Genomic DNA, 20,497 nt, shown 5'->3' with positions numbered 1-20,497 from the left:
GTATTAGGCACGCCGCCAGCGTTCATCCTGAGCCAGGATCAAACTCTCCAATAAAGTTAGTTTGTCTAGCATCTAAAATAAAAATTGACGTTTCACGTTGTTTGTTTCGTTCAGTTTTCAAAGAACTACTTGGTCGCTCATTTGCGACTTCCTTATGTTAACATCTTCGTTTTTCGATGTCAACTAAGTTTTTCAATTTCTTTTTTGTCGTTTTCTGCGTTTCCGCATCAGCGACGGTTATTAATATATCATGGTGAAAAATGAAATGCAACACCTTTTATAAACTTTTTTTAAAACTGCCCACATTTCTTTTTTTATATCATATACTTAAACGAAATATCTCTTTCATGTATGAGCAATTCCTACATATATTTTATATAAAGTTACTCTATCAAAAGACGTTTCTTTCTATAAATAAGCGTTTTATTCATATAGCATATCATACAGGGAGGAATATATATGGACTATACCGATTTATTAATCAAACTAGGTCTCTCGGCTATTTTAGGATTTGCCATTGGTTTAGAACGTGAATTAAAACGGAAACCACTTGGTTTAAAAACGTGTTTAGTTATTTCTATTATTAGTTGCCTCCTAACGATTGTTTCTATTAAAGCAGCTTATAACTTACCACATACCGATCATATGAATATGGATCCACTTCGACTTGCCGCTCAAATTGTATCAGGAATTGGTTTTTTAGGTGCTGGCGTAATTTTAAGAAGAGGCAACGATAGCATTGCAGGGCTCACGACTGCCGCTATGATCTGGGGTGCTTCTGGTATTGGTATTGCTGTTGGGGCCGGATTCTATATTGAAGCGATATTCGGAATGTGTTTCCTTATGATTAGTGTCGAACTTATACCACTCGCGATGAAATATGTAGGCCCTAGATCATTTCGTCAACGTGATATCGCTGTGAAACTTGTTGTACGAAATATGGACAATATCCCAATCGTAATTGAAGAAATAAAAGAAATGGATATAAAAGTTAAGAATATGAAGCTTAAAACATTAGAAAACGGTTCTCACTATTTACATCTTAAACTATCCATTGATCAAAAAAGACATACTGCTGATGTTTACTATGCTCTCCAGCATCTTGAAAGTGTCCAACAAACTGAAGTGGAAAGTATGTAACGTAAAACAAACTCTCTTTAATTAGAGAGTTTTTCTTTTTTCTATAATGGCAACAATGAATGTAGTCCTACAAAGTAAGGAGGAATAGGCAATTGAAATCCCGTCCGAATTTAGTAGATACATTTCGTGATTCCATTATTTTTCGTTTAATTTGTTTTATTATTGTACTGACTGCTTTTTCCGGTTTTCTTATACATAGATTAGAACCTTTTCATTTCACTACATGGTTTGACGGAATTTGGTGGTCAATCGTTACCATTTTTACAGTTGGATATGGCGACTTTGCTCCCCATACGACGATAGGAAAACTAATAGGTATAAGTATTATTTTATTAGGAACTGGCTTTTGTTCTTATTATATGGTGCTGTTTGCTACTGAAATGATTAATAAACAATATATGAAAATTAAAGGTGAAGAAGCCGCTACTTCTAACGGTCATATGATTATCGTTGGCTGGAATGAGCGCGCAAAACATGTCGTAAAGCAAATGCACGTATTACAACCAAACCTTGATATCGTTTTAATTGATGAAACACTTTCTTTACTCCCAAAACCATTTCATCATTTAGAATTTATAAAAGGTTGTCCGCATCACGATCAAACTTTATTAAAGGCCAATATTGCAACGGCACACACCATATTAATAACAGCTGATAAAGAAAAAAACGAAAGCTTAGCGGATACACAGTCCATTTTAAATATTTTAACTGCAAAAGGGCTCAACCCAAACATTCACTGCATCGCTGAACTTCTTACTTCTGAACAAATACAAAATGCAACGAGAGCTGGCGTGTCAGAAATTATAGAAGGAAATAAATTAACGAGCTATGTATTTACCGCTTCTCTTTTATTCCCTTCCATTTCAGGTGTACTATTTTCACTTTACGACGAAATCTCTGATAATAAATTACAACTGATGGAGCTTCCATCGTCCTGCACCGGACAAACTTTTGCCAATTGTAGCTATACTCTTTTAAAGCAAAACATTCTCTTACTAGGTATAAAGCGCGACGAACAATATATGATTAATCCAGTTCATTCCTTTGTTCTCATTGAAAGCGACATACTCATTGTTATTCACCATTAGTAAAATGACGCTCTAATTCTTGCATGAGCACTTTCCCAATATTGATATATTTTCTTTTCACATCTCCATCTGGATCTTTCGGCTCAGCAAATTGATCCATTCCACTCGTTCCAGCTGTTAAAGTATTCACATTATCATCTAGTTCGTCTTGATATACGTGCGAAAGAATATACGGCGTTCCAAGACGAACTATTACGCCTGGTACATCTAGTTCTCCATCAATGGCTGTAAATGGAACTCGTAAAAATTGATACCCATCTTCTTCATCAATTTTGTAATCGAAGCATCCTTTATCATAATCCCAATTACCACCGATGCTATATCCAAGTGGTTTCATAATCTCTTCTAACTTATATAACGCATATGTACGTCCTTCTAAATTTGATTGAATCGGAATCAAGCCCATCCCTCCTAGACTTTTCCTTTAGCATACCCACTTTAGTTTGAATATACTGATGGACTTTTCGATAAAATAATAAAAAGCGACCGGAATCCGGTCGCTTTTTATTATTTTAAACGCTCTTCTAATTCTGCTTTTAATTCTTCAAATCCTGGTTTACCAAGTAAAGCAAACATGTTTTTCTTGTATGCTTCTACTCCAGGTTGGTCAAATGGATTCACGCCTAATAAGTAGCCGCTCATCGCACATGCTTTTTCGAAGAAGTATACAAGGTAACCGAATGTGTACTCATTTAATTCAGGAATATTTACGATTAAGTTTGGTACTCCCCCGTCGCTATGTGCAAGTAATGTACCTTCGTATGCTTTTGTGTTTACGAAGTCTACAGTTTCACCAGCAAGGTAGTTTAATCCGTCTAAATCGTTTTCTTCTGATTCGATTGTTAGTTCATGTGTAGATTTACCTACTTTAAGAACTGTTTCAAATAAGTCACGACGCCCTTCTTGAACGTATTGACCTAATGAGTGTAAATCAGTTGAGAAGTTTGCTGAAGATGGGAAAATGCCTTTTTGATCTTTTCCTTCACTTTCACCAAATAACTGTTTCCACCACTCAGCGAAGTATTGAAGTGCTGGCTCATAGTTAACAAGCATTTCAATTGTTTTTCCTTTATTGTATAAAGCGTTACGAACTACTGCGTATTGGTAAGCTGGATTTTCTTCTAGTTCTGATGTTCCGAAGTCATCATGACCAGCAGCTGCACCTTTCATCATCTCTTCAATATTTAAGCCACTTACTGCGATTGGTAATAAACCAACTGGCGTTAATACAGAGAAACGACCTCCAACATCATCTGGAATAACAAATGTTTCGTAACCTTCGTTATCAGCTAATGTTTTTAATGCACCACGCGCTTTATCTGTAGTTGCATAAATACGTTTGCGAGCTTCTTCTTTTCCATACTTTTCTTCTAATAACTTACGGAAGATACGGAATGCTAGTGCTGGCTCTGTTGTTGTACCTGATTTGGAAATAACGTTAATAGAGAAGTCTTTACCTTCTAATACGTCCATTAAATCTTTCATGTAAGTGGAGCTAATGTTTTGTCCAACAAATAGCACTTGTGGAGTTTTACGTTGTTCTTTAGAAAGCGTGTTGTAGAAAGAATGGTTTAACATTTCGATTGCTGCGCGTGCTCCTAGGTAAGAACCACCAATACCTACAACAAGTAAAATGTCAGAGTCATTTTTAATTTTTTCTGCGCATTTTTGAATGCGAGCGAATTCTTCTTTGTCATATTGAAGCGGAAGGTCTACCCACCCAAGGAAATCGTTCCCAGCTCCAGTTTTTTCGTGGATTGCGTGATGTGTTACTTTCACTGCATCACGTAAATAAGTGATTTCATGTTCACCGATGAAGGATAACGCTTTAGAATAGTCGAACGTTACATGTGTACTCATCTTTTTCCCTCCAATTATGGATATGTATTTCTGTATTCACTTTAGCGAAACTGAAGTTGTAAATCAAGCGATTAGGCAATTGTAAACGTAACCAATATATATTTTTTAGAAAAAGTTCATTTTTTGCATAAAAATTCGCATTTTTCGGTATAGATGTATATACATCCCTTTCCAAACATTTTTTATGTATAAAAACAACATAACTACCCCATTCTATAAAAGAGTTAATTAACTCATCGCTTGCTCATGCTTCACAATTAAGGGGGGCTTTTTCATGAGTACTTTGCAACGTATCGCATTAGTCTTTACTGTAATTGGCGCTGTGAACTGGGGATTAATCGGGTTTTTCCAGTTTGACTTAGTAGCAGCCATTTTCGGTGGACAAAATTCAGCTCTTGCACGTATTATTTACGGCATCGTTGGTATATCTGGGCTTATCAACCTTGGTTTACTGTTTAAACCATCTGAAAATCTTGGTACGCACCCAGAAACAAACGAAATTCGATAATCAGTATGTCCTTTCACCTCCGACATACGAATATGATTGCATGCAATCATATTTGCAAATATATATCATAAGATAAAGTAAAAGAGGAACGCTCATATGCGTTCCTCTTTTACTTTGTTAACTCAGACTCTTCAATCCATTCTGCCAACTTTTCTCGCAGCGTATTAAATCCGTTTTCAGATGGGTTCGGTATAAGAATCCTTCCTTGTTTTCTTTTCGCCGCTTTTAACGATAAACTCATTTTTCTGTGCTCTTCATCAATTGAAAGTACCTTTACTTCTACTGTATCGCCGACCTTTAAAAAGTCATGAATATCCTTTACATATCCATTTGTAATTTCAGATATATGCACAAGTCCTTGTGTTTCTGCATCTAACGCTACAAACGCACCGTAATCTTGAATTCCAGTCACTTTCCCTGTTACAACCACTCCTGTTGTATATTGTTCTGACATATGAAACACTCCCATACGTTTACCATTCTCTCTACAATTATAGAGAGCAAAGCAGATATATTTATTTTAAATATCCGATTGGTTAGTACGCATTCTAGATAACAATATCTAGAATGCGCATACCTTATATTAGTAAATTATACCACTATGACAGAACTCATTCAAAATTCATGAAAAATTTCCCTTAAAGAAGTATAATTCTCCAATATTGGGATAGACTACTAACACATGGCTTTCTAGTATTCCCCCCCCTTTTATGGACAAAACGTATTACGTTTTGTCCTTTTTTTATTTTCAACAAACCGTTCCATTCTCTTCATTGCTTCCATAAGTTGTTCAAGCGACGTCGCATAAGAACAACGAATAAACCCTTCACCACTTTCGCCAAATACGCTACCAGGGACAACAGCTACTTTTTCTTCCAGCAATAACTGTTCTGCAAATTCCGCTGAAGATAATCCTGTTGAAGATATAGAAGGGAAAACATAAAATGCTCCGCCCGGCACATGACACGTTAAGCCCATTTCATTGAAAGATGTCGTCATAAAATTACGACGCTTCTTATAACTATCTCTCATCCGAATTACTTCATCATTCCCCGCACGTAACGCTTCAAGTGCTGCGAACTGAGACATCGTCGGTGCACACATCATGGAATATTGGTGAATTTTGAGCATCAATTCTGAAAACTGAACAGGAGCTGCAATCATACCGAGACGCCATCCTGTCATCGCAAATCCTTTTGAAAATCCTGAAATTAAAATCGTATGCTCGCGCATATTTTTAATACTCGCGAAACTTGTATATGCTTCGTCGTATACAAGCTCTGCATAAATTTCATCAGATAATACAATTAGATTGTACTTCTCAACAATCACTGCTATTTCTTCAAGCTCGAATTTATTTAGCATTGCACCTGTCGGGTTATTTGGTGAACAAAGTAAAATCGCCTTTGTTTTCGCTGTAATAGCTGCTTCAATTTGTTCTGGTTGTACTTTAAACTCGTTTTCTAGCTTAGTCTCCACAGGAACCGGAACTCCTCCAGCTAATGTCACAAGTGGTGCATAAGAAACGAAGCTTGGTTCAACAATGAGCACTTCATCATCAGGATTTATAATGGCACGCATCGCTACATCTAACGCCTGGCTCGCTCCAACTGTAACAATGATTTCATCACTTGGATCATAAGATACTGCAAATTGTTTTTTTAGATACTTTGCTATTTCTTGACGGAGCTCCAATAATCCTGCATTTGCTGTATATGACGTATACCCTTGTTCCAAAGAACGAATACATGCTTGCCTTACATTCCAAGGGGTAACAAAATCCGGCTCTCCTACCCCGAGGGAAATAACACCTTTCATATTTGCTGCTAAATCAAAAAATTTTCGAATACCAGATGGTTTTAAAGATTCTGCTGATCTAGATAGTTCAAATTGCTTCATGGTGTCACCACAATTCGCTTATCATCATCGTCTTTTTCATAAATAACGCCCTCATGTTTATACTTCTTCAAAATGAAATGAGTAGTTGTAGAAACGACAGATTCAATTGTTGCTAATTTCTCAGAAACAAACATCGCTACTTCCCCCATCGTTTTACCTTCTAATGTAATAGAAAGATCATATGTCCCTGACATTAAATAAACGGATTTCACTTCTGAATAACGATAAATTTGCTCAGCAACCGCATCAAACCCAACGCCGTGCTTTGGCGTAACTTTCACATCGATCATTGCCGTTAAACCTGTATGTTCTTTCACTTTCGTCCAATCGATATGTGTTACATAATCCACAATAATCTTTTCATTTTCTAATCTCGCAACCATCTTCTTTACTTCTTCTACTTCTATATTTAACAGCTTCGCTAATGTATCTACAGATAATCGACTACTCTTTTCAAGACAAGCTAATAATTCTAATTCTTTTTCTGTCACCATATAAATCATCCTTCCTTTTCGTTTGTGTCTAAATTATACAAATACCCTTTCCAGTTTGAAAAGAAGATTTTTCTATTGAATTATGTCAAAATAAAGTGAAACTTTAATCAGCGGAAAAATGCGTGATAAAGCGAAAGGGGATGGAACCGTGAAACCAAAAATTTATATTGCTGAACCAGTTCCGACATTTGTAGAAAACTATTTATCAGAACACTGTGATTATGAAAAATGGGATCAAAATGAGAAAGTACCTCGTGATGTTCTATTAGAGAAAATACAAGATAAAGATGGGTTATTAAATTTCGGATCTGCTATTAATGAAGAATTACTGACAGTGGCTCCTAACTTAAAAGTAGTGAGCAACATTTCTGTTGGTTACGATAATTTTGATTTACAAGCGATGAAAAATCGAAAGGTTATCGGAACAAATACACCATACGTATTAGATGATACAGTAGCTGATCTCGTTTTCGCCCTTATGCTATCAGCTGGGCGCCGCGTTTGCGAACTCGATTCTTACGTAAAAAATGGTGAATGGAACGCTGAAATCGGAAAAGAACACTTCGGACTAGATGTACACCATAGCACAATTGGTATTATCGGTATGGGCCGAATTGGAGAAGCCGTTGCAAAACGAGCAAAATTCGGATTTGATATGAATGTTCTTTACTATAACCGCCGTCGTAAAGAAGAAGCTGAACAAAAATTCGATGCTACATATTGTGATTTACAGACGCTACTGAAGCAGTCTGACTTTATTGTTCTTCTTACTCCATTAACAGATGAAACATATCACCTTATCGGAGAAAAGGAATTTTCATTAATGAAAGAAACAGCAATCTTCATTAATGCTTCTCGGGGGAAAACAGTAGATGAAGAAGCGTTAATCCATGCTTTAACAGAAAAGAAAATCTTTGCAGCAGGCATCGATACTTTTACACAAGAGCCAATCCAAAAAGATAATCCACTCTTATCATTACAAAATGTTGTGACTTTACCGCACATCGGATCTGCAACATTAAAAACTCGTCAGCAAATGGCCATGACCGCCGCTGAAAATTTAGTTGCAGGATTACAAGGAAAAACACCGCCTAATATTGTGCGCGGGTAATACTGAATAAACGAAAGGCAAGATGACATCGTCATCTTGCCTTTTTTTGTTAACATATTTTCTTCTTCCTTGGAGATGATATGAACAAAAATCAATGGAGTGACAAAAAATGAATCATAAATATACTTGTCCTTATTTCACTTTTTCCACTCGCGGCACTACTGTTCATTACGAATTGTATGAACATGATAATAAAACAGAACGCCCTACTTTCGTACTCGTTCACGGCTTTTTATCTTCCTCATTCAGTTACCGCCGTCTCATTCCTTTACTAGCGAAGGAAGGAACAGTCATTGCTCTTGATTTACCACCGTTCGGAAAAAGTGATAAGTCTCATCTGTTTAAGTATTCTTATCACAATTTAGCAACGATTATTATTGATTTAATTGAACATTTATCTCTCTCAAACATTGTATTAGTTGGGCATTCTATGGGTGGGCAAATTTCTCTCTATGTAAACCGTATACGTCCTGAACTCATTTCAAAGACGATTTTACTATGTAGCTCGAGCTATTTAGCGCGCGCAACCTTACCTTTACTATACTCTTCTTATTTACCGTTCTTTCATTTATACGTAAAGAACTGGATTATACGGCGCGGCATTGTTCATAACTTAATGAATGTCGTTCATGATCACTCATTAATTGACGATGAAATGAAAAAAGGTTACTCCGCTCCTTTTTATGACAACCGTATATTTCCCGCTTTAACTCGCATGATACGAGACCGTGAAGGTGACTTATCTTCAACTGAATTACAAAAAATCGAAACACCTATCCTACTCATTTGGGGTGAAAAAGACCGCGTCGTCCCTGTACATGTAGGTCATCGTCTACACAAAGATTTACCGAATTCAAAATTTATTTCTTATGAAAATACAGGACATTTACTACCTGAAGAAAAGCCTGAACATGTTTATGAAGAAATTATCGCTTTTTCCGCGCAATAAAATGAAACTTTAATCAGTCCCTACCTAACTTCTTTGCTTCCGCTGAATTTTGAGGTGAGGGTCTTACTGCCCGGAAAATAGCGGGATAATATAAAAAAGGCTGTCGGAAATTCCGACAGCCTATAATGAACAGCTTCCACCTTCTTTTATTACAAGTAATTCCATAGCTAATTTCTCACATTTTTCAAGCGCAGGTACTTCCTCAAAAGACATAAAGTATATATGTTGAATCTTCTTTGCGATGTATTTTGGATCGTCAAACACACTTATGACGTTCACAACATCGCTCGCTTCTGTTTCATAAAACTCCGGTCCCATTTGAAACGGATCCCAATTCTTCACAACCTCTATCATCTTTTCATATGTACCCATTCGCTTCCCGCCTTTTCACTTTTTAATACTTTTCTTTATCCTATCACATCAGCTATTCTATAAGAAGAGAGAGAACTTTCATAACTTATTGGTTTTACAGAAGAAGGGAGCAAACTTATGCAACTATTTCATAAAGCAATCAATCGACGTGGAACGCATAGTATAAAATGGGATACATATAAAAACGAAGAACTTATCCATGCTTGGATTGCTGATATGGATTTTGAAGTACCAAAACCAATTCAAACTGCCTTAAAACAACGAATCGAACATCCGATTTTTGGCTATACACTTCCTCCCGAAAATATTGGGAATATTATTTGTAACTGGACAAAACAACAATACGACTGGGATATTCAAAAAGAATGGATTGTCTTTAGCGCCGGAATCGTTCCAGCTCTTAGTACGAGCATACAGGCTTTCACAAAAGAAAACGAATCCGTTCTCGTACAACCACCTATTTATCCTCCATTTTTCGAAATGGTCACAACAAACAACAGACAGTTATACGTGAGTCCATTACAGAAACAAAATGATACATATGCGATAGACTTCCAGAATTTAGAAAAGCAGTTTCAGCAAGGCATCAAACTCATGCTTCTTTGTAGCCCTCATAACCCAATCGGGCGCGTTTGGACGAAAGAGGAACTTGTGCAGCTCGGATCGTTATGTACTAAATATAACGTAATCGTTGTGGCGGATGAAATTCATTCCGATATTATTTATGCAGATCATACACATACACCGTTCGCTTCCTTATCTGAAGAATTAGCAGAGCGCACTATCACTTGTATGGCTCCAAGTAAAACATTTAATATCGCTGGATTACAAGCATCGATTATTATCATTCCAAATGAAAAACTCCGTCAAGCCTTTACATCTATCCAATATAGACAAGGCTTCCACGGATTAAATATCTTCGCTTATACAGCGATGCAAAGTGCCTATACAGAATGTAATGATTGGCTAAACGAAATTCGATTATATATAGAAGATAATGCTCAATTTGCTTGTGAATATATTAAAACTCACATACCTGCTCTTTCCGTAACGAAGCCAGAAGGTAGCTTTTTATTATGGATTGACTGTTCTCGTCTAAAGCTTTCTCAAAACGAGCGTACTGCATTACTTGAGGAAAAAGGAAAAATCATTGTTGAACCTGGTGAGAAATACGGGTTAGGTGGCGAAGAACATATTCGAATTAATATCGGCTGTCCACGATCTGTTTTAGAAGAAATTTTAAACAGACTGCGTCATACGTTTTCATAATAAGAAAGGAGTCTGTCCCCCTAATCATTCTTGGACAGACTCCTTTGTCATATTTTGTCGGTAAGTCGCTATATTTCAAGTTACGGTCGATATATTCCAATAATCGCTGATATATTTTTAATTACATTTCACAAAGAAAGCTACCATTCACGGTAGCTTTTACTTTTTCTTCATATCCGATGCTTTTTTTACAATTACGCCACAAGCAATTCGATCCCCTGATTTACCTGTCGGTTGAGTCATACCATCATCAGGGTTTTCTGTAATAATAATAGACGCTCCATCTTTTCTATGAATCGTCGTTTTTCCTTCTTCAAGTGTGATGTGAGGTGCATCGATTTCCGCTTTAATCTTTCCAGAACCATCTGCAACTACGTTCGGTAAATCACCGTTTTCTGCACCCTTCGGATTAAGAAGACCATGTTTTTTATCATCAGGATTAAAATGATTCCCGGATGATTCAAAACGAGGTGCCTTACACTCTCCGATTTCATGTACATGTAGTCCGTGTGGTCCTGGCGTGAAACCTTCTCCTTTAATCGTAATTTTCACGCCACTTGTTTGCTGCACTACTTTCGCAGTCCCTACTTCATCTCCTGAAGCATTATGTAATTTCACTTCAATTTCTTTCGGCTTTCCTTGGTCACAACCTGCCATCAGAAATAATAAACAACAACTGAAAAAAAGCCGTTTCTTCATTTTATTCCCTCCAAAATATATTCTGCCCTTAGATTGTCCGAGCATAGAGGGAAACATACAAAAATGCATTACTGTTTCTTTTCAGCTAATAGTTTTTCTTCAACTTTCTGCAATCGCTCTGCTTCTCTTTTTGATACACGAATAAACATGCGCCACGTGGCAATAGCACCGATAATAAATAGAACGCAAACAATCCCTGGAATAATATATTCTGTTTTATCTTCCGGAAAATATAAAGGCATCATATAGAACACTCCTTATTATAGGATTTATAAAACATCAGAATTTTCTGTTATATCATTTTAAATTATAGTGGAACCTATCCATATTCTCAAGGGGCGTTCTGAAAGCAAATGATTTCTTTGACTCCTTCTCCTACTTTCCTTACTATAAACTTGAGGTGAAAAATATGAGAGAAACATTTGAAATTGGCGAAATCGTTACTGGTATTTATAAAACAGGAAAATACATCGGCGAAGTTACAAATAGCCGCCCTGGCAGTTACGTCGTAAAAGTATTAGCTGTTTTAAAACATCCGGTGCAAGGTGACTTACATAACGTAAAACAAGCTGACGTACCATTTTTCCATGAAAGACGCGCTTTAGCTTTCCGTGAACAGACGAACATTCCAGAGCAAATGGTGAAAAAATATGAAGGAGAAATTCCGGATTATACCGAGTCACTAAAATTAGCATTAGAAACTCAAATGAATTCATTTTCTGAAGATGATTCACCTTTTGCAGAGCGTAGTCTAGAAACATTACAACAGTTAAAGAAAGACTACAAACTCTAAAAAACAAAACGACCAAATTACATAATGTGCAATTTGGTCGTTACTGTGTGCTCACTTTCTTTAACACTTTTGAAAAATCAACAAGTTCTCCTAATGTTGGAGGTGCTGGCTTTACTAAATACTCTTTATCTTTTTCTACTAGTTTAAAAATATTGTACGTCGTCATCGCATCATCAAGCGCACAATGATGCTTCCCTGTCCCTACTTTTCCATACGCCTCAATTGCTTTCCATAATCCTGTTTGATTTCTTTCTCCAAAAAACTTCTTATACTCAAGCGATAAATCACGACACTGTCCGAAGAATGGAAAAGCTATCCCTGCCATTTCACAATTATGTTTCAGCACTTTCATATCCATATTTCCCCACGTTACAATTGTCGGTTTACATTTCGTTTCGTATTCTGCAAGCTTCTTAACGAGTTCAGGAAATGAAATCCCTTTATCCACGACTTCTTGTTTTATTCCCAAAAACTTCTTACATCGATCCGTTAAAGAAGGAAATGTTTTCGGCCTGACATGTGATGAATACGTATCTTCTACCTTACAGCCAGCAACTGAAACGAGTCCTACCTCAATAATCTCTGGAAAAAATCCTTTCGGTTTCTTTCTATGCTGAGGCATCGTAAACTCAAAGTCTAAAAATAAAAATCGTTGTTCATCCATACGATCCCTTCCTTATCATTTTTGTCATTCCTTTCTATTTGACACTCCTACACGAACAAGCTCGAATGCTAATTCCATTTTAAATATTCAGATTGGATGTATCTTATATATATGTCAAATGCCCACAAATATTTTAAAAAATAAGAAAAAATGACCTATGCAGAAAATATGACAAAATCTCTCCTTTCATTTACATCCGCAGTTTTTCTACTTTATAATGACGTTATGTGTGTTTCATCTAGTTAATATTTGACACACTAAGAAAAATGAATGAAAGGAGATGAGATTTTTGCACGAAACAACGCAAGAACTCGCTAACTGGCAGTATTATTTTGCTATCGCAGTCTTTTTAATTACATATGCCATTATTATTTCTGAAAAAATTAATCGCGCTGTCATCGCACTTCTCGGTGCAGCATTCATGGTAATTGTGGGGGTCGTCGATCTACATAACGCCTTTACGAAACATATTGAATGGGGAACGATTACGCTACTCATCGGTATGATGATTTTGGTGAACATTACGAGTAAATCAGGTGTTTTCCAATACGTTGCCATTAAAGCAGCAAAAGGGGCACAAGGAAATCCAATTAAAATTTTAATTTCCCTTTCCCTACTTACCGCGCTTGGCTCCGCATTTTTAGATAACGTTACAACTGTACTTCTTGTTGTTCCAGTTACTTTATCTATTACGCGCATACTGCAAGTAAATCCTGTTCCTTATTTACTTTCTGAAATTATTTTTTCAAATATTGGAGGAACAGCAACATTAATTGGTGATCCACCTAACATTATGATTGGTTCTGCAAATAAGCATTTAGACTTCAATGCTTTCCTATTAAATCTAGCACCAATCGTAATTATTATTATTGCAGTTACAGCAACAATACTTTACTTCATGTACCGTAAACAATTAATTGCCGATCCTGTACAAGTTAAAAAATTAATGAGCTTAGATGAAAAACAATACATTAAAGATCCAGTATTAATGAAAAAATCTTTAACGGTACTTGGACTTACAATTGTAGGTTTCATGACTCATTCTATTTTCCATATTGATGCCGCTATTATCGCCTTAACTGGTGCTACTGTACTTATGTTAATTGGTGTGAAAGAACATGAAATTGAAGAGGTATTCGCAAGTGTAGAATGGGTAACAATCTTCTTCTTCGCAGGGCTATTCGTACTTGTTGGAGGACTTATCGATATCGGTCTTATCAAAATGTTAGCTCAAAAAGTAATTGGTATAACAGGCGGAGATATTTCTTACGCATCCATCCTTATTTTATGGGTATCTGGTATCGCCTCTGCAACAATTGATAACATCCCATTCGTTGCAACAATGATTCCACTTATTAACGATATGGCAGTTGGGCTAGGCTTATCACCATCTGACGCACAAATCGATGTATTATGGTGGGCATTAGCACTAGGTGCTTGTCTGGGCGGAAACGGAACATTAATCGGAGCTTCTGCTAACGTAATCGTTGCAGGTATCGCGAGCCGCGAAGGACATAAATTTAGTTACATGGACTTCCTAAAAGTCGGTTTCCCAATTATGATCGTTTCATTAATCATTTCTCACATTTATATTTATTTACGCTACCTTATGTAGTAAAAAAAGCGCTCTGATAATCAGGGCGCTTTTTTACTTATATCTAAAATATATCGACTTATCAACAAAAAAGAAAAATCTACTCTTTATATCTCACCGGTTCATTTCGAATGATAAATAAATGAATCGGTAAGAACACTGAAAATGTGATTACATGAATAATCGTAAATAATATAGAGTTCGTTCCGTATCTGTCTAAAATAGCGTAGATAAGATAAATGGACAATACAATCGATACAGCTGTTGCTAGTAAACTTATAATTGGTACGAAATTAAAAATAAAACATGCAACGTATATACCGAATACTTTCCACCCTGCTTCTTCTTTCAAAAAATCTGGTAATTTATCTTTCGCTAAGTCACCCCATGTCTTACTATTCAAAAACGGAATAAACGCAAGCACCCCGTCCGTTGCACCATCATTTTTCGCCATCGAATAAAGTGCAAAAGCCGTTAACAAATATGAAATAATTGCCCAAATCAATATAACAAGAATAAACGCAAAACTAAGAGCAAAGAAACCTGCTAATACGCCTTGATCCTCCATCTTATCCTCTCCTCTCTACTTTCAACATATTTCATTACATTGCAAGTTATGTTTTAAAATTTATCCAAACTATTTGTATAATAAGAGAAGAAAGAGAATAAGAGAGGAGCAACACTTATGCATCCATTTGTAAAAGCATTACAAGAGCATTTCACAGCTCATCAAAATCCTGAAAAAGCAGAACCTATGGCTCGTTATATGAAAAATCACTTCCCATTTCTAGGTATTCAAACACCGGAAAGACGCCAATTATTAAAAGACATCATTCAAATACATACTCTCCCAGATCAAAAAGACTTCCAAATTATCATACGTGAGCTTTGGGACTTACCAGAACGTGAATTCCAAGCGGCCGCACTTGATATTATGCAAAAATATAAAAAGCATATAAACGAAACTCATATCCCCTTCTTAGAAGAACTGATTGTCACAAAATCTTGGTGGGACTCTGTCGATAGCATCGTCCCTACATTTTTAGGCGATATCTTTTTAAAACATCCAGAATTAATTTCTGCCTATATTCCAAAATGGATTGCATCAGATAACATATGGTTACAACGTGCCGCTATTTTATTCCAACTAAAATATAAACAAAAGATGGATGAAGAACTTCTTTTCTGGATTATTGGACAACTACATTCTTCAAAAGAATTTTTCATTCAAAAAGCGATTGGCTGGGTCCTTCGTGAATATGCAAAAACAAATCCGGATGTAGTTTGGGAATACGTTCAAAACAATGAGCTCGCTCCATTAAGTAAGCGTGAAGCAATTAAGCATATTAAGCAAAATTACGGAATAAATAATGAAAAAATAGGCGAGACTCTATCATAGATAGACGCGTTCCTCTATTGAGATTTAAAAAAGAACGTGTTAGAATATGTTCATTATTATTAATATAAGTAGCGATGACGGACTTATAAGTACTTGCATAAAAAGCGATTCAGGGATAGTGAAAGCCTGAAGCCGCAAGGAAACGGCAGTCCCGAGCAATACATGATAAAGTGGATGCACCTTTTGTGTATCAACTAGGGTGGAACCGCGGGCAAACGCTCGTCCCTAGGCAAATAAGCCTTGGGATGAGCGTTTTTTTATGTTCTTTTTAGCATATACTGCTCGTTTCCAAAGTATCAGAGTATGTCATCGCCAATACGTTAACTTTCAAAAGGAGGATTTTCTTATGTATTCAATGGAACAAGTTGTAAACTTAGCGAAACATCGCGGTTTTGTTTTCCCTGGTTCTGAAATTTACGGTGGTCTTGCAAACACTTGGGATTACGGTCCACTTGGAATCGAATTAAAAAATAATGTTAAAAAAGCTTGGTGGAAAAAATTCATTCAAGAATCTCCATACAACGTTGGTTTAGACGCAGCTATTTTAATGAACCCTAAAACTTGGATAGCTTCTGGTCACGTTGGTAACTTCAACGATCCAATGATCGACTGTAAAAAATGTAAAGCTCGTCACCGTGCTGACAAATTAATTGAGGATGCTTTAGATGCAAAAGGCATCGAAATGGTTGTTGATGGTCTTACTTTCGACCAAATGGCTGACTTAATGAAAGAACATGAAGTAAAATGTCCTGATTGCGGTAGTGAAGAATTCACTGAAATCCGTCAGTTCAACTTAATGTTCAAAACATTCCAAGGTGTTACAGAGTCTAGCACAAACGAAATCTTCCTTCGTCCTGAAACAGCACAAGGTATTTTCGTAAACTTCAAAAACGTTCAACGCTCTATGCGTAAAAAGCTTCCATTTGGTATCGGCCAAATCGGTAAGAGTTTCCGTAACGAAATCACGCCTGGTAACTTCACATTCCGTACACGTGAATTCGAACAAATGGAACTTGAATTCTTCTGTAAGCCTGGTGAAGATTTAGAGTGGTTTGCATTCTGGCGTGAAACTTGTAAAAACTGGTTACTTTCACTTGGTATGTCTGAAGAGAGCATGCGTCTTCGTGACCACGGTGAAGAAGAGTTATCTCACTACAGTAATGCAACAACTGACATTGAATTCAAATTCCCATTCGGTTGGGGCGAACTTTGGGGCGTTGCATCTCGTACAGACTTCGACTTAAAACGTCACATGGAACATTCAAACGAAGACTTTAACTATATTGATCCACAAACGAATGAGCGTTACGTGCCATACTGCATCGAGCCATCTTTAGGCGCAGACCGCGTAACATTAGCATTCTTATGTGATGCATATGAAGAAGAGCAATTAGAAAACGATTCTCGTACAGTTCTTCGTTTCCACCCTGCTTTAGCACCATACAAAGCAGCTATCTTACCATTATCTAAGAAGCTATCTGAAGGTGCTACTGAAGTATTCGCAGAATTAGCTAAAGACTTCATGGTAGACTTTGATGAAACTGGTTCTATCGGTAAACGTTACCGTCGTCAAGACGAAATCGGTACACCATTCTGTATCACATATGACTTCGACTCAGTTGAAGACAAAGCTGTTACAGTACGTGACCGTGACACAATGGAACAAGTTCGTATGCCAATTAGCGAACTAAAAGGTTTCTTAGAGAAGAAAATCCAGTTCTAATTATAAGAAAAAGAGGCTGCTCATAAGAGCGCCTCTTTTTTACTTTTCACGTTTTTCTTTAATTGCTACTGTACATCTTGATATACATAGTAAATCATCATTTTCATCAATAATACGAACATCCCAAACCATTGTCGATTGTCCTCTATGTATCGGTGTTCCGATCGCTGTTACAATTCCATCTTTCTTTGAGCGAATGTGGTTTGCATTAATTTCTAATCCGAAACAAATACATTTTTCTTGATCAATTAAATTATATGAACCAACACTTGCCACTGTTTCCGCTAATGCAACCGATGCACCTCCATGTAAAAATCCAAACGGTTGATGCGTACGCTCATCAACAGGCATCGTAGCAACTACCTTATCTTCTGTCATCTCTAACAACTCAATTCCAAGTGAATCCATTAAAGTTTTTGCCATATCGCTTCCCCCTTCTCTTACTTTAATTAAATGTATAATTTTACCTATTTATTTTCAAACTACTTATAACACTTATATAAGGAGGCTTCACCTAAATGAAACAGAAATTTTGTATATTACTGCTTATGTTCTCCTTGCTGACTATTGTACCAAATTGTGCAATAACAGCCAAAGCATCTAACCTGACAATCGATGTTAAGACTGTAACGCAAAAAGGTAAGAAACCTTATATAGAATATCAAATAAATAGGCCTTCTTTTCACAACTTTTCTGATTCTAAATTTCAAAATAAACTCAATTTATACTACAAAAAATCCACTGACAAATTTAAAAACAAATTAGAAAAAGAAGCAAAAAAATATTATAAAGAGACAGAAGGATCTAGTACACCCTTTCATCCGTACGTAGCAAATGTTGATTATAAAGTCTCTTTAAACAAACCACCTTTTCTTAGCCTATATGTGAATTACTATCAATATACTGGCGGAGCACACGGTCTTTATACGTGGAAGGCAAATACATTTGATTTAAACGAAAAAAAGGTGCTGCACTTAGACGATTTATTTCAACAAAAGGATAAATATAAAGATGTAATCCGTGCAGAGATTGTACGACAAATTAAACAAAATGAAAGCATTTATTTTCCTGATGCAACTGAAAAAGTAATGAGTATGAAAAAATTTCACTTCTTTTTAGAGCCAGACAATCTCGTCATTTATTTCCCTTTATATGAGATTGCTCCCTATTCAAGTGGAATTCCGCAATTTCGTATTCCATATACGTTGCTAAGAGACTATTTAAAGCCTTCTTATCAAAATATTTTGATTGACAACAAGTAAATATTTTCGCTACGATAATGTTAACCTAAAAACAACAGGAGGTTAACATTATGAGGAGATTTCATGTTTTAGATTTAGCATTAGCTGCCATGTTCGTTGCTCTTATGGCCATCGGTGCAAATATTGTATCTTGGGCACCTTTCTTACAAGTAGCAGGCATCCCATTATCTATGCAACCATTTTTCGCAATTTTAGCAGGTCTTCTTCTTGGAAGTAGACTTGGTGCCTTATCCATGACTGTATATATGCTCGTTGGCTTAGCCGGCGCACCAATCTTCGCTAACTTCAAAGCTGGATTTGGAGCACTTTTAGATCCTACTGGTGGTTTTATTATCGCATTTATTATCGTTGCTTACGTATCAGGAAAACTAGTAGAACAAAAAGAAAGACCCACTTTCATTACATTTACAATTGCCTCTTTCACTGGAATTATTTTAACTTATATAATCGGTACTACTTACATGTACGGAGCAGTCAATCTCTTTATGGGCGGTAATATGAGCTATAAAGCTGCTTGGATGATTATGATGTGGTTTGCAGTAAAAGATATTGCATTTACAATTATCGGTGCTATTATCGCACCTCGCATATACTATGCTGTGCGTCGCTCTGCTTATCAGCATTCTCATTCGACGATTTCATAATAAAAAAAATGAGTTATTTCAGTATACTGAAATAACTCATTTTTTATTTTCGACAATATACGACACATATTAAAAATAAATTTTGTTATGATAGTCCAGAAAATCTTATATTTTGTACATTTAATTAAAACAATGTTCTGGAGGAAAGTCAGTGAAACTATCAAAAAACACACTTATTAAAATAGGTGTAGGCGTACTATCTTTACTTTTCATGCTATGTATATACAGAAGTTATACATTATATGGAAACGGCGAGTTAGGAATGAACTATATGCTTGGAAACGGTATAGCATTCTTCTTGCTATTTCTTACTATAATTAGTTTATGCGCGGCTGTAATCTTTATTATCATCGGATTAATTAAGAAAATACGAAAAGTAGCAGCAAAAAAAGTTTTTATAACATCTATAATACTATTTCTTACATCAGTTATATCAATCCTTATTTTCCTTTTCACCATATCAAAAGTAACGAATATAGAGGAAGAATATCAGGCTATTCAAGTTCAAAAGAAAAAAGAAGCTGATTACTTAAAGGCTGCAGCATCTTTTTATAACACCATAGAAACTTTCGAATACTCTGCATCATATGTATTGTCCGAGTATTCAACTACATGGTCAAACGCAATAAATAACCGAAGTGATTTCAATACTGCTCTTAGATCTAAGAAAAAAGAAATTGATCATATGGTTGTAGCTGTAGATGTATTTTATAACGGCATGGGAAGAGATTTAAGGTTGGTCTCTGAGGCTGCAAAAGAACAGCCAAGTAAGTACAAAGAAACCTATGAAGAATATAAAAAAATGTATGGTATTGTGACTGCACTTAATGAACAATCTCAATCTCCAAGCGGTAGTTTAATTACATTTAATCAAAATGTTAATACATTAATTCAAGAATACAAAAAATCTGCCGGAAATATTAATATCGCTATTTCTAATGAAATTAAATCAAAAGCTAATGAATTGAAGCCGACCGATAAAAACTTAAGTTCTAATTAAAGACACACTCTCTAGAGTGTCTTTTTTTC

Annotated in this window: 24 protein-coding genes; 13 read left to right on the top strand and 11 right to left on the bottom strand. The window is 36.1% G+C overall.

From position 1 onward, the window contains the following. Positions 1 to 459: 459 nt before the first annotated feature. Together MR112_RS12105 and MR112_RS12100 are read left to right on the top strand one after the other, a co-directional pair. Entirely contained in the window at positions 460 to 1,140 is a 681-nt protein-coding gene (locus tag MR112_RS12105) for an MgtC/SapB family protein (protein ID WP_000386676.1), read from the top strand. 92 nt (positions 1,141 to 1,232) lie between these two features. After that, a complete protein-coding gene (locus tag MR112_RS12100) occupies positions 1,233 to 2,228 on the top strand; it encodes a potassium channel family protein (protein WP_000842320.1) in 996 nt (331 codons plus the stop codon). Here the strand turns inward: MR112_RS12100 and MR112_RS12095 are convergent. Together MR112_RS12095 and MR112_RS12090 are read right to left on the bottom strand one after the other, a co-directional pair. Then, complete coding sequence (locus MR112_RS12095; protein WP_000612334.1) at positions 2,215 to 2,628, bottom strand: YugN-like family protein; 414 nt, start codon at positions 2,626 to 2,628, stop codon at positions 2,215 to 2,217. The genes MR112_RS12100 and MR112_RS12095 overlap by 14 nt on opposite strands. Positions 2,629 to 2,735: 107 nt before the next feature. Next, positions 2,736 to 4,088 carry a glucose-6-phosphate isomerase gene (locus MR112_RS12090; RefSeq protein ID WP_000103654.1) on the bottom strand — a complete coding sequence of 451 codons (1,353 nt, stop codon included), beginning with the start codon at positions 4,086 to 4,088 and terminating at the stop codon, positions 2,736 to 2,738. A 274-nt stretch (positions 4,089 to 4,362) separates the two neighbouring features. Between MR112_RS12090 and MR112_RS12085 the strand changes: the two genes are divergently transcribed. Beyond that, the gene (locus MR112_RS12085; protein ID WP_000105788.1) at positions 4,363 to 4,596 is read left to right on the top strand and encodes a DUF378 domain-containing protein; all 234 of its coding nucleotides are present in this window, start codon (positions 4,363 to 4,365) and stop codon (positions 4,594 to 4,596) included. Between the two features lie 109 nt (positions 4,597 to 4,705). On the opposite strand, the gene yugI is transcribed toward MR112_RS12085, so the two are convergent. The 3 genes from yugI to MR112_RS12070 form a co-directional block, all read right to left on the bottom strand. Continuing rightward, positions 4,706 to 5,050: a S1 domain-containing post-transcriptional regulator GSP13 gene (gene yugI, locus MR112_RS12080; protein WP_000003764.1), complete on the bottom strand. Its 345-nt coding sequence runs from the start codon at positions 5,048 to 5,050 to the stop codon at positions 4,706 to 4,708. Between the two features lie 254 nt (positions 5,051 to 5,304). Next, the gene (locus MR112_RS12075) at positions 5,305 to 6,495 is read right to left on the bottom strand and encodes an aminotransferase (protein ID WP_000808536.1); all 1,191 of its coding nucleotides are present in this window, start codon (positions 6,493 to 6,495) and stop codon (positions 5,305 to 5,307) included. Continuing rightward, positions 6,492 to 6,989 carry an Lrp/AsnC family transcriptional regulator gene (locus MR112_RS12070; protein WP_000255696.1) on the bottom strand — a complete coding sequence of 166 codons (498 nt, stop codon included), beginning with the start codon at positions 6,987 to 6,989 and terminating at the stop codon, positions 6,492 to 6,494. Before MR112_RS12070 ends, MR112_RS12075 begins: the two co-directional genes overlap by 4 nt. Positions 6,990 to 7,107: 118 nt before the next feature. Here MR112_RS12070 and MR112_RS12065 point away from each other — a divergent pair, with 118 nt between their 5' ends. Next, the gene (locus MR112_RS12065) at positions 7,108 to 8,100 is read left to right on the top strand and encodes a 2-hydroxyacid dehydrogenase (RefSeq protein WP_002041993.1); all 993 of its coding nucleotides are present in this window, start codon (positions 7,108 to 7,110) and stop codon (positions 8,098 to 8,100) included. A gap of 109 nt (positions 8,101 to 8,209) precedes the next feature. After that, positions 8,210 to 9,049, top strand: a complete 840-nt coding sequence (locus tag MR112_RS12060) for an alpha/beta fold hydrolase (RefSeq protein ID WP_001015860.1) — start codon at positions 8,210 to 8,212, stop codon at positions 9,047 to 9,049. A 120-nt stretch (positions 9,050 to 9,169) separates the two neighbouring features. On the opposite strand, the gene MR112_RS12055 is transcribed toward MR112_RS12060, so the two are convergent. Continuing rightward, entirely contained in the window at positions 9,170 to 9,421 is a 252-nt protein-coding gene (locus tag MR112_RS12055; RefSeq protein ID WP_000537638.1) for a YugE family protein, read from the bottom strand. 117 nt (positions 9,422 to 9,538) lie between these two features. Here MR112_RS12055 and MR112_RS12050 point away from each other — a divergent pair, with 117 nt between their 5' ends. After that, positions 9,539 to 10,690 carry a MalY/PatB family protein gene (locus tag MR112_RS12050; protein ID WP_001175821.1) on the top strand — a complete coding sequence of 384 codons (1,152 nt, stop codon included), beginning with the start codon at positions 9,539 to 9,541 and terminating at the stop codon, positions 10,688 to 10,690. A gap of 159 nt (positions 10,691 to 10,849) precedes the next feature. On the opposite strand, the gene sodC is transcribed toward MR112_RS12050, so the two are convergent. Together sodC and MR112_RS12040 are read right to left on the bottom strand one after the other, a co-directional pair. After that, positions 10,850 to 11,389, bottom strand: a complete 540-nt coding sequence (gene sodC, locus MR112_RS12045) for a superoxide dismutase [Cu-Zn] (RefSeq protein ID WP_000746520.1) — start codon at positions 11,387 to 11,389, stop codon at positions 10,850 to 10,852. A 68-nt stretch (positions 11,390 to 11,457) separates the two neighbouring features. Further along, on the bottom strand, positions 11,458 to 11,634 hold the full coding sequence (locus MR112_RS12040) for a hypothetical protein (protein WP_000982757.1): 177 nt from the start codon (positions 11,632 to 11,634) through the stop codon (positions 11,458 to 11,460). 164 nt (positions 11,635 to 11,798) lie between these two features. Between MR112_RS12040 and kapB the strand changes: the two genes are divergently transcribed. Further along, positions 11,799 to 12,182 carry a kinase-associated lipoprotein KapB gene (gene kapB / locus MR112_RS12035; protein ID WP_001209344.1) on the top strand — a complete coding sequence of 128 codons (384 nt, stop codon included), beginning with the start codon at positions 11,799 to 11,801 and terminating at the stop codon, positions 12,180 to 12,182. A 40-nt stretch (positions 12,183 to 12,222) separates the two neighbouring features. Here kapB and kapD read toward each other — a convergent pair whose 3' ends face one another. Further along, a complete protein-coding gene (gene kapD, locus MR112_RS12030; protein WP_000344356.1) occupies positions 12,223 to 12,846 on the bottom strand; it encodes a 3'-5' exonuclease KapD in 624 nt (207 codons plus the stop codon). A gap of 289 nt (positions 12,847 to 13,135) precedes the next feature. Between kapD and MR112_RS12025 the strand changes: the two genes are divergently transcribed. Then, on the top strand, positions 13,136 to 14,461 hold the full coding sequence (locus MR112_RS12025) for an ArsB/NhaD family transporter (RefSeq protein ID WP_000545209.1): 1,326 nt from the start codon (positions 13,136 to 13,138) through the stop codon (positions 14,459 to 14,461). A 79-nt stretch (positions 14,462 to 14,540) separates the two neighbouring features. Here MR112_RS12025 and MR112_RS12020 read toward each other — a convergent pair whose 3' ends face one another. Continuing rightward, positions 14,541 to 15,008, bottom strand: coding sequence for a hypothetical protein (locus tag MR112_RS12020; protein WP_000390061.1), 468 nt, complete (start codon positions 15,006 to 15,008; stop codon positions 14,541 to 14,543). Positions 15,009 to 15,125: 117 nt separating this feature from the next. Here MR112_RS12020 and MR112_RS12015 point away from each other — a divergent pair, with 117 nt between their 5' ends. Beyond that, on the top strand, positions 15,126 to 15,839 hold the full coding sequence (locus MR112_RS12015; protein WP_000553309.1) for a DNA alkylation repair protein: 714 nt from the start codon (positions 15,126 to 15,128) through the stop codon (positions 15,837 to 15,839). A 346-nt stretch (positions 15,840 to 16,185) separates the two neighbouring features. After that, the gene (locus MR112_RS12010) at positions 16,186 to 17,562 is read left to right on the top strand and encodes a glycine--tRNA ligase (protein WP_000287151.1); all 1,377 of its coding nucleotides are present in this window, start codon (positions 16,186 to 16,188) and stop codon (positions 17,560 to 17,562) included. Positions 17,563 to 17,601: 39 nt separating this feature from the next. Here MR112_RS12010 and MR112_RS12005 read toward each other — a convergent pair whose 3' ends face one another. Continuing rightward, positions 17,602 to 17,985, bottom strand: a complete 384-nt coding sequence (locus MR112_RS12005) for a hotdog fold thioesterase (RefSeq protein WP_001140612.1) — start codon at positions 17,983 to 17,985, stop codon at positions 17,602 to 17,604. A gap of 95 nt (positions 17,986 to 18,080) precedes the next feature. On the opposite strand from MR112_RS12005, the gene MR112_RS12000 reads away from it, so the two are divergent. From MR112_RS12000 to MR112_RS11990, 3 genes are all read left to right on the top strand, one after another. Further along, positions 18,081 to 18,824: a DUF3298 and DUF4163 domain-containing protein gene (locus tag MR112_RS12000; protein ID WP_000810329.1), complete on the top strand. Its 744-nt coding sequence runs from the start codon at positions 18,081 to 18,083 to the stop codon at positions 18,822 to 18,824. 50 nt (positions 18,825 to 18,874) lie between these two features. Beyond that, positions 18,875 to 19,468, top strand: coding sequence for a biotin transporter BioY (locus MR112_RS11995; protein ID WP_048538405.1), 594 nt, complete (start codon positions 18,875 to 18,877; stop codon positions 19,466 to 19,468). A gap of 151 nt (positions 19,469 to 19,619) precedes the next feature. Beyond that, on the top strand, positions 19,620 to 20,468 hold the full coding sequence (locus MR112_RS11990; protein WP_048538404.1) for a hypothetical protein: 849 nt from the start codon (positions 19,620 to 19,622) through the stop codon (positions 20,466 to 20,468). Positions 20,469 to 20,497: the final 29 nt, after the last annotated feature.

Origin of the sequence: Bacillus cereus group sp. BfR-BA-01330 (assembly GCF_022663885.1) — a bacterium.
Lineage (GTDB): Bacteria > Bacillota > Bacilli > Bacillales > Bacillaceae_G > Bacillus_A > Bacillus_A cereus.
Note: the sequence above shows the minus strand (reverse complement) of the source record. Positions and strands in the feature narration are given on the sequence as shown.

Bases quoted from the DNA above. Each gene is read 5' to 3' on its own strand.
- MR112_RS12105 (WP_000386676.1), top strand. From the start codon at position 460: ATGGACTATACCGATTTATTAATCAAACTAGGTCTCTCGGCTATTTTA.
- MR112_RS12090 (WP_000103654.1), bottom strand. From the start codon at position 4,088: ATGAGTACACATGTAACGTTCGACTATTCTAAAGCGTTATCCTTCATC.
- MR112_RS12085 (WP_000105788.1), top strand. From the start codon at position 4,363: ATGAGTACTTTGCAACGTATCGCATTAGTCTTTACTGTAATTGGCGCT.
- yugI (WP_000003764.1), bottom strand. From the start codon at position 5,050: ATGTCAGAACAATATACAACAGGAGTGGTTGTAACAGGGAAAGTGACT.
- MR112_RS12075 (WP_000808536.1), bottom strand. From the start codon at position 6,495: ATGAAGCAATTTGAACTATCTAGATCAGCAGAATCTTTAAAACCATCT.
- MR112_RS12070 (WP_000255696.1), bottom strand. From the start codon at position 6,989: ATGGTGACAGAAAAAGAATTAGAATTATTAGCTTGTCTTGAAAAGAGT.
- MR112_RS12065 (WP_002041993.1), top strand. From the start codon at position 7,108: ATGCGTGATAAAGCGAAAGGGGATGGAACCGTGAAACCAAAAATTTAT.
- MR112_RS12060 (WP_001015860.1), top strand. From the start codon at position 8,210: ATGAATCATAAATATACTTGTCCTTATTTCACTTTTTCCACTCGCGGC.
- MR112_RS12055 (WP_000537638.1), bottom strand. From the start codon at position 9,421: ATGGGTACATATGAAAAGATGATAGAGGTTGTGAAGAATTGGGATCCG.
- MR112_RS12050 (WP_001175821.1), top strand. From the start codon at position 9,539: ATGCAACTATTTCATAAAGCAATCAATCGACGTGGAACGCATAGTATA.
- sodC (WP_000746520.1), bottom strand. From the start codon at position 11,389: ATGAAGAAACGGCTTTTTTTCAGTTGTTGTTTATTATTTCTGATGGCA.
- MR112_RS12040 (WP_000982757.1), bottom strand. From the start codon at position 11,634: ATGATGCCTTTATATTTTCCGGAAGATAAAACAGAATATATTATTCCA.
- kapB (WP_001209344.1), top strand. From the start codon at position 11,799: ATGAGAGAAACATTTGAAATTGGCGAAATCGTTACTGGTATTTATAAA.
- kapD (WP_000344356.1), bottom strand. From the start codon at position 12,846: ATGGATGAACAACGATTTTTATTTTTAGACTTTGAGTTTACGATGCCT.
- MR112_RS12020 (WP_000390061.1), bottom strand. From the start codon at position 15,008: ATGGAGGATCAAGGCGTATTAGCAGGTTTCTTTGCTCTTAGTTTTGCG.
- MR112_RS12015 (WP_000553309.1), top strand. From the start codon at position 15,126: ATGCATCCATTTGTAAAAGCATTACAAGAGCATTTCACAGCTCATCAA.
- MR112_RS12010 (WP_000287151.1), top strand. From the start codon at position 16,186: ATGTATTCAATGGAACAAGTTGTAAACTTAGCGAAACATCGCGGTTTT.
- MR112_RS12005 (WP_001140612.1), bottom strand. From the start codon at position 17,985: ATGGCAAAAACTTTAATGGATTCACTTGGAATTGAGTTGTTAGAGATG.
- MR112_RS12000 (WP_000810329.1), top strand. From the start codon at position 18,081: ATGAAACAGAAATTTTGTATATTACTGCTTATGTTCTCCTTGCTGACT.
- MR112_RS11995 (WP_048538405.1), top strand. From the start codon at position 18,875: ATGAGGAGATTTCATGTTTTAGATTTAGCATTAGCTGCCATGTTCGTT.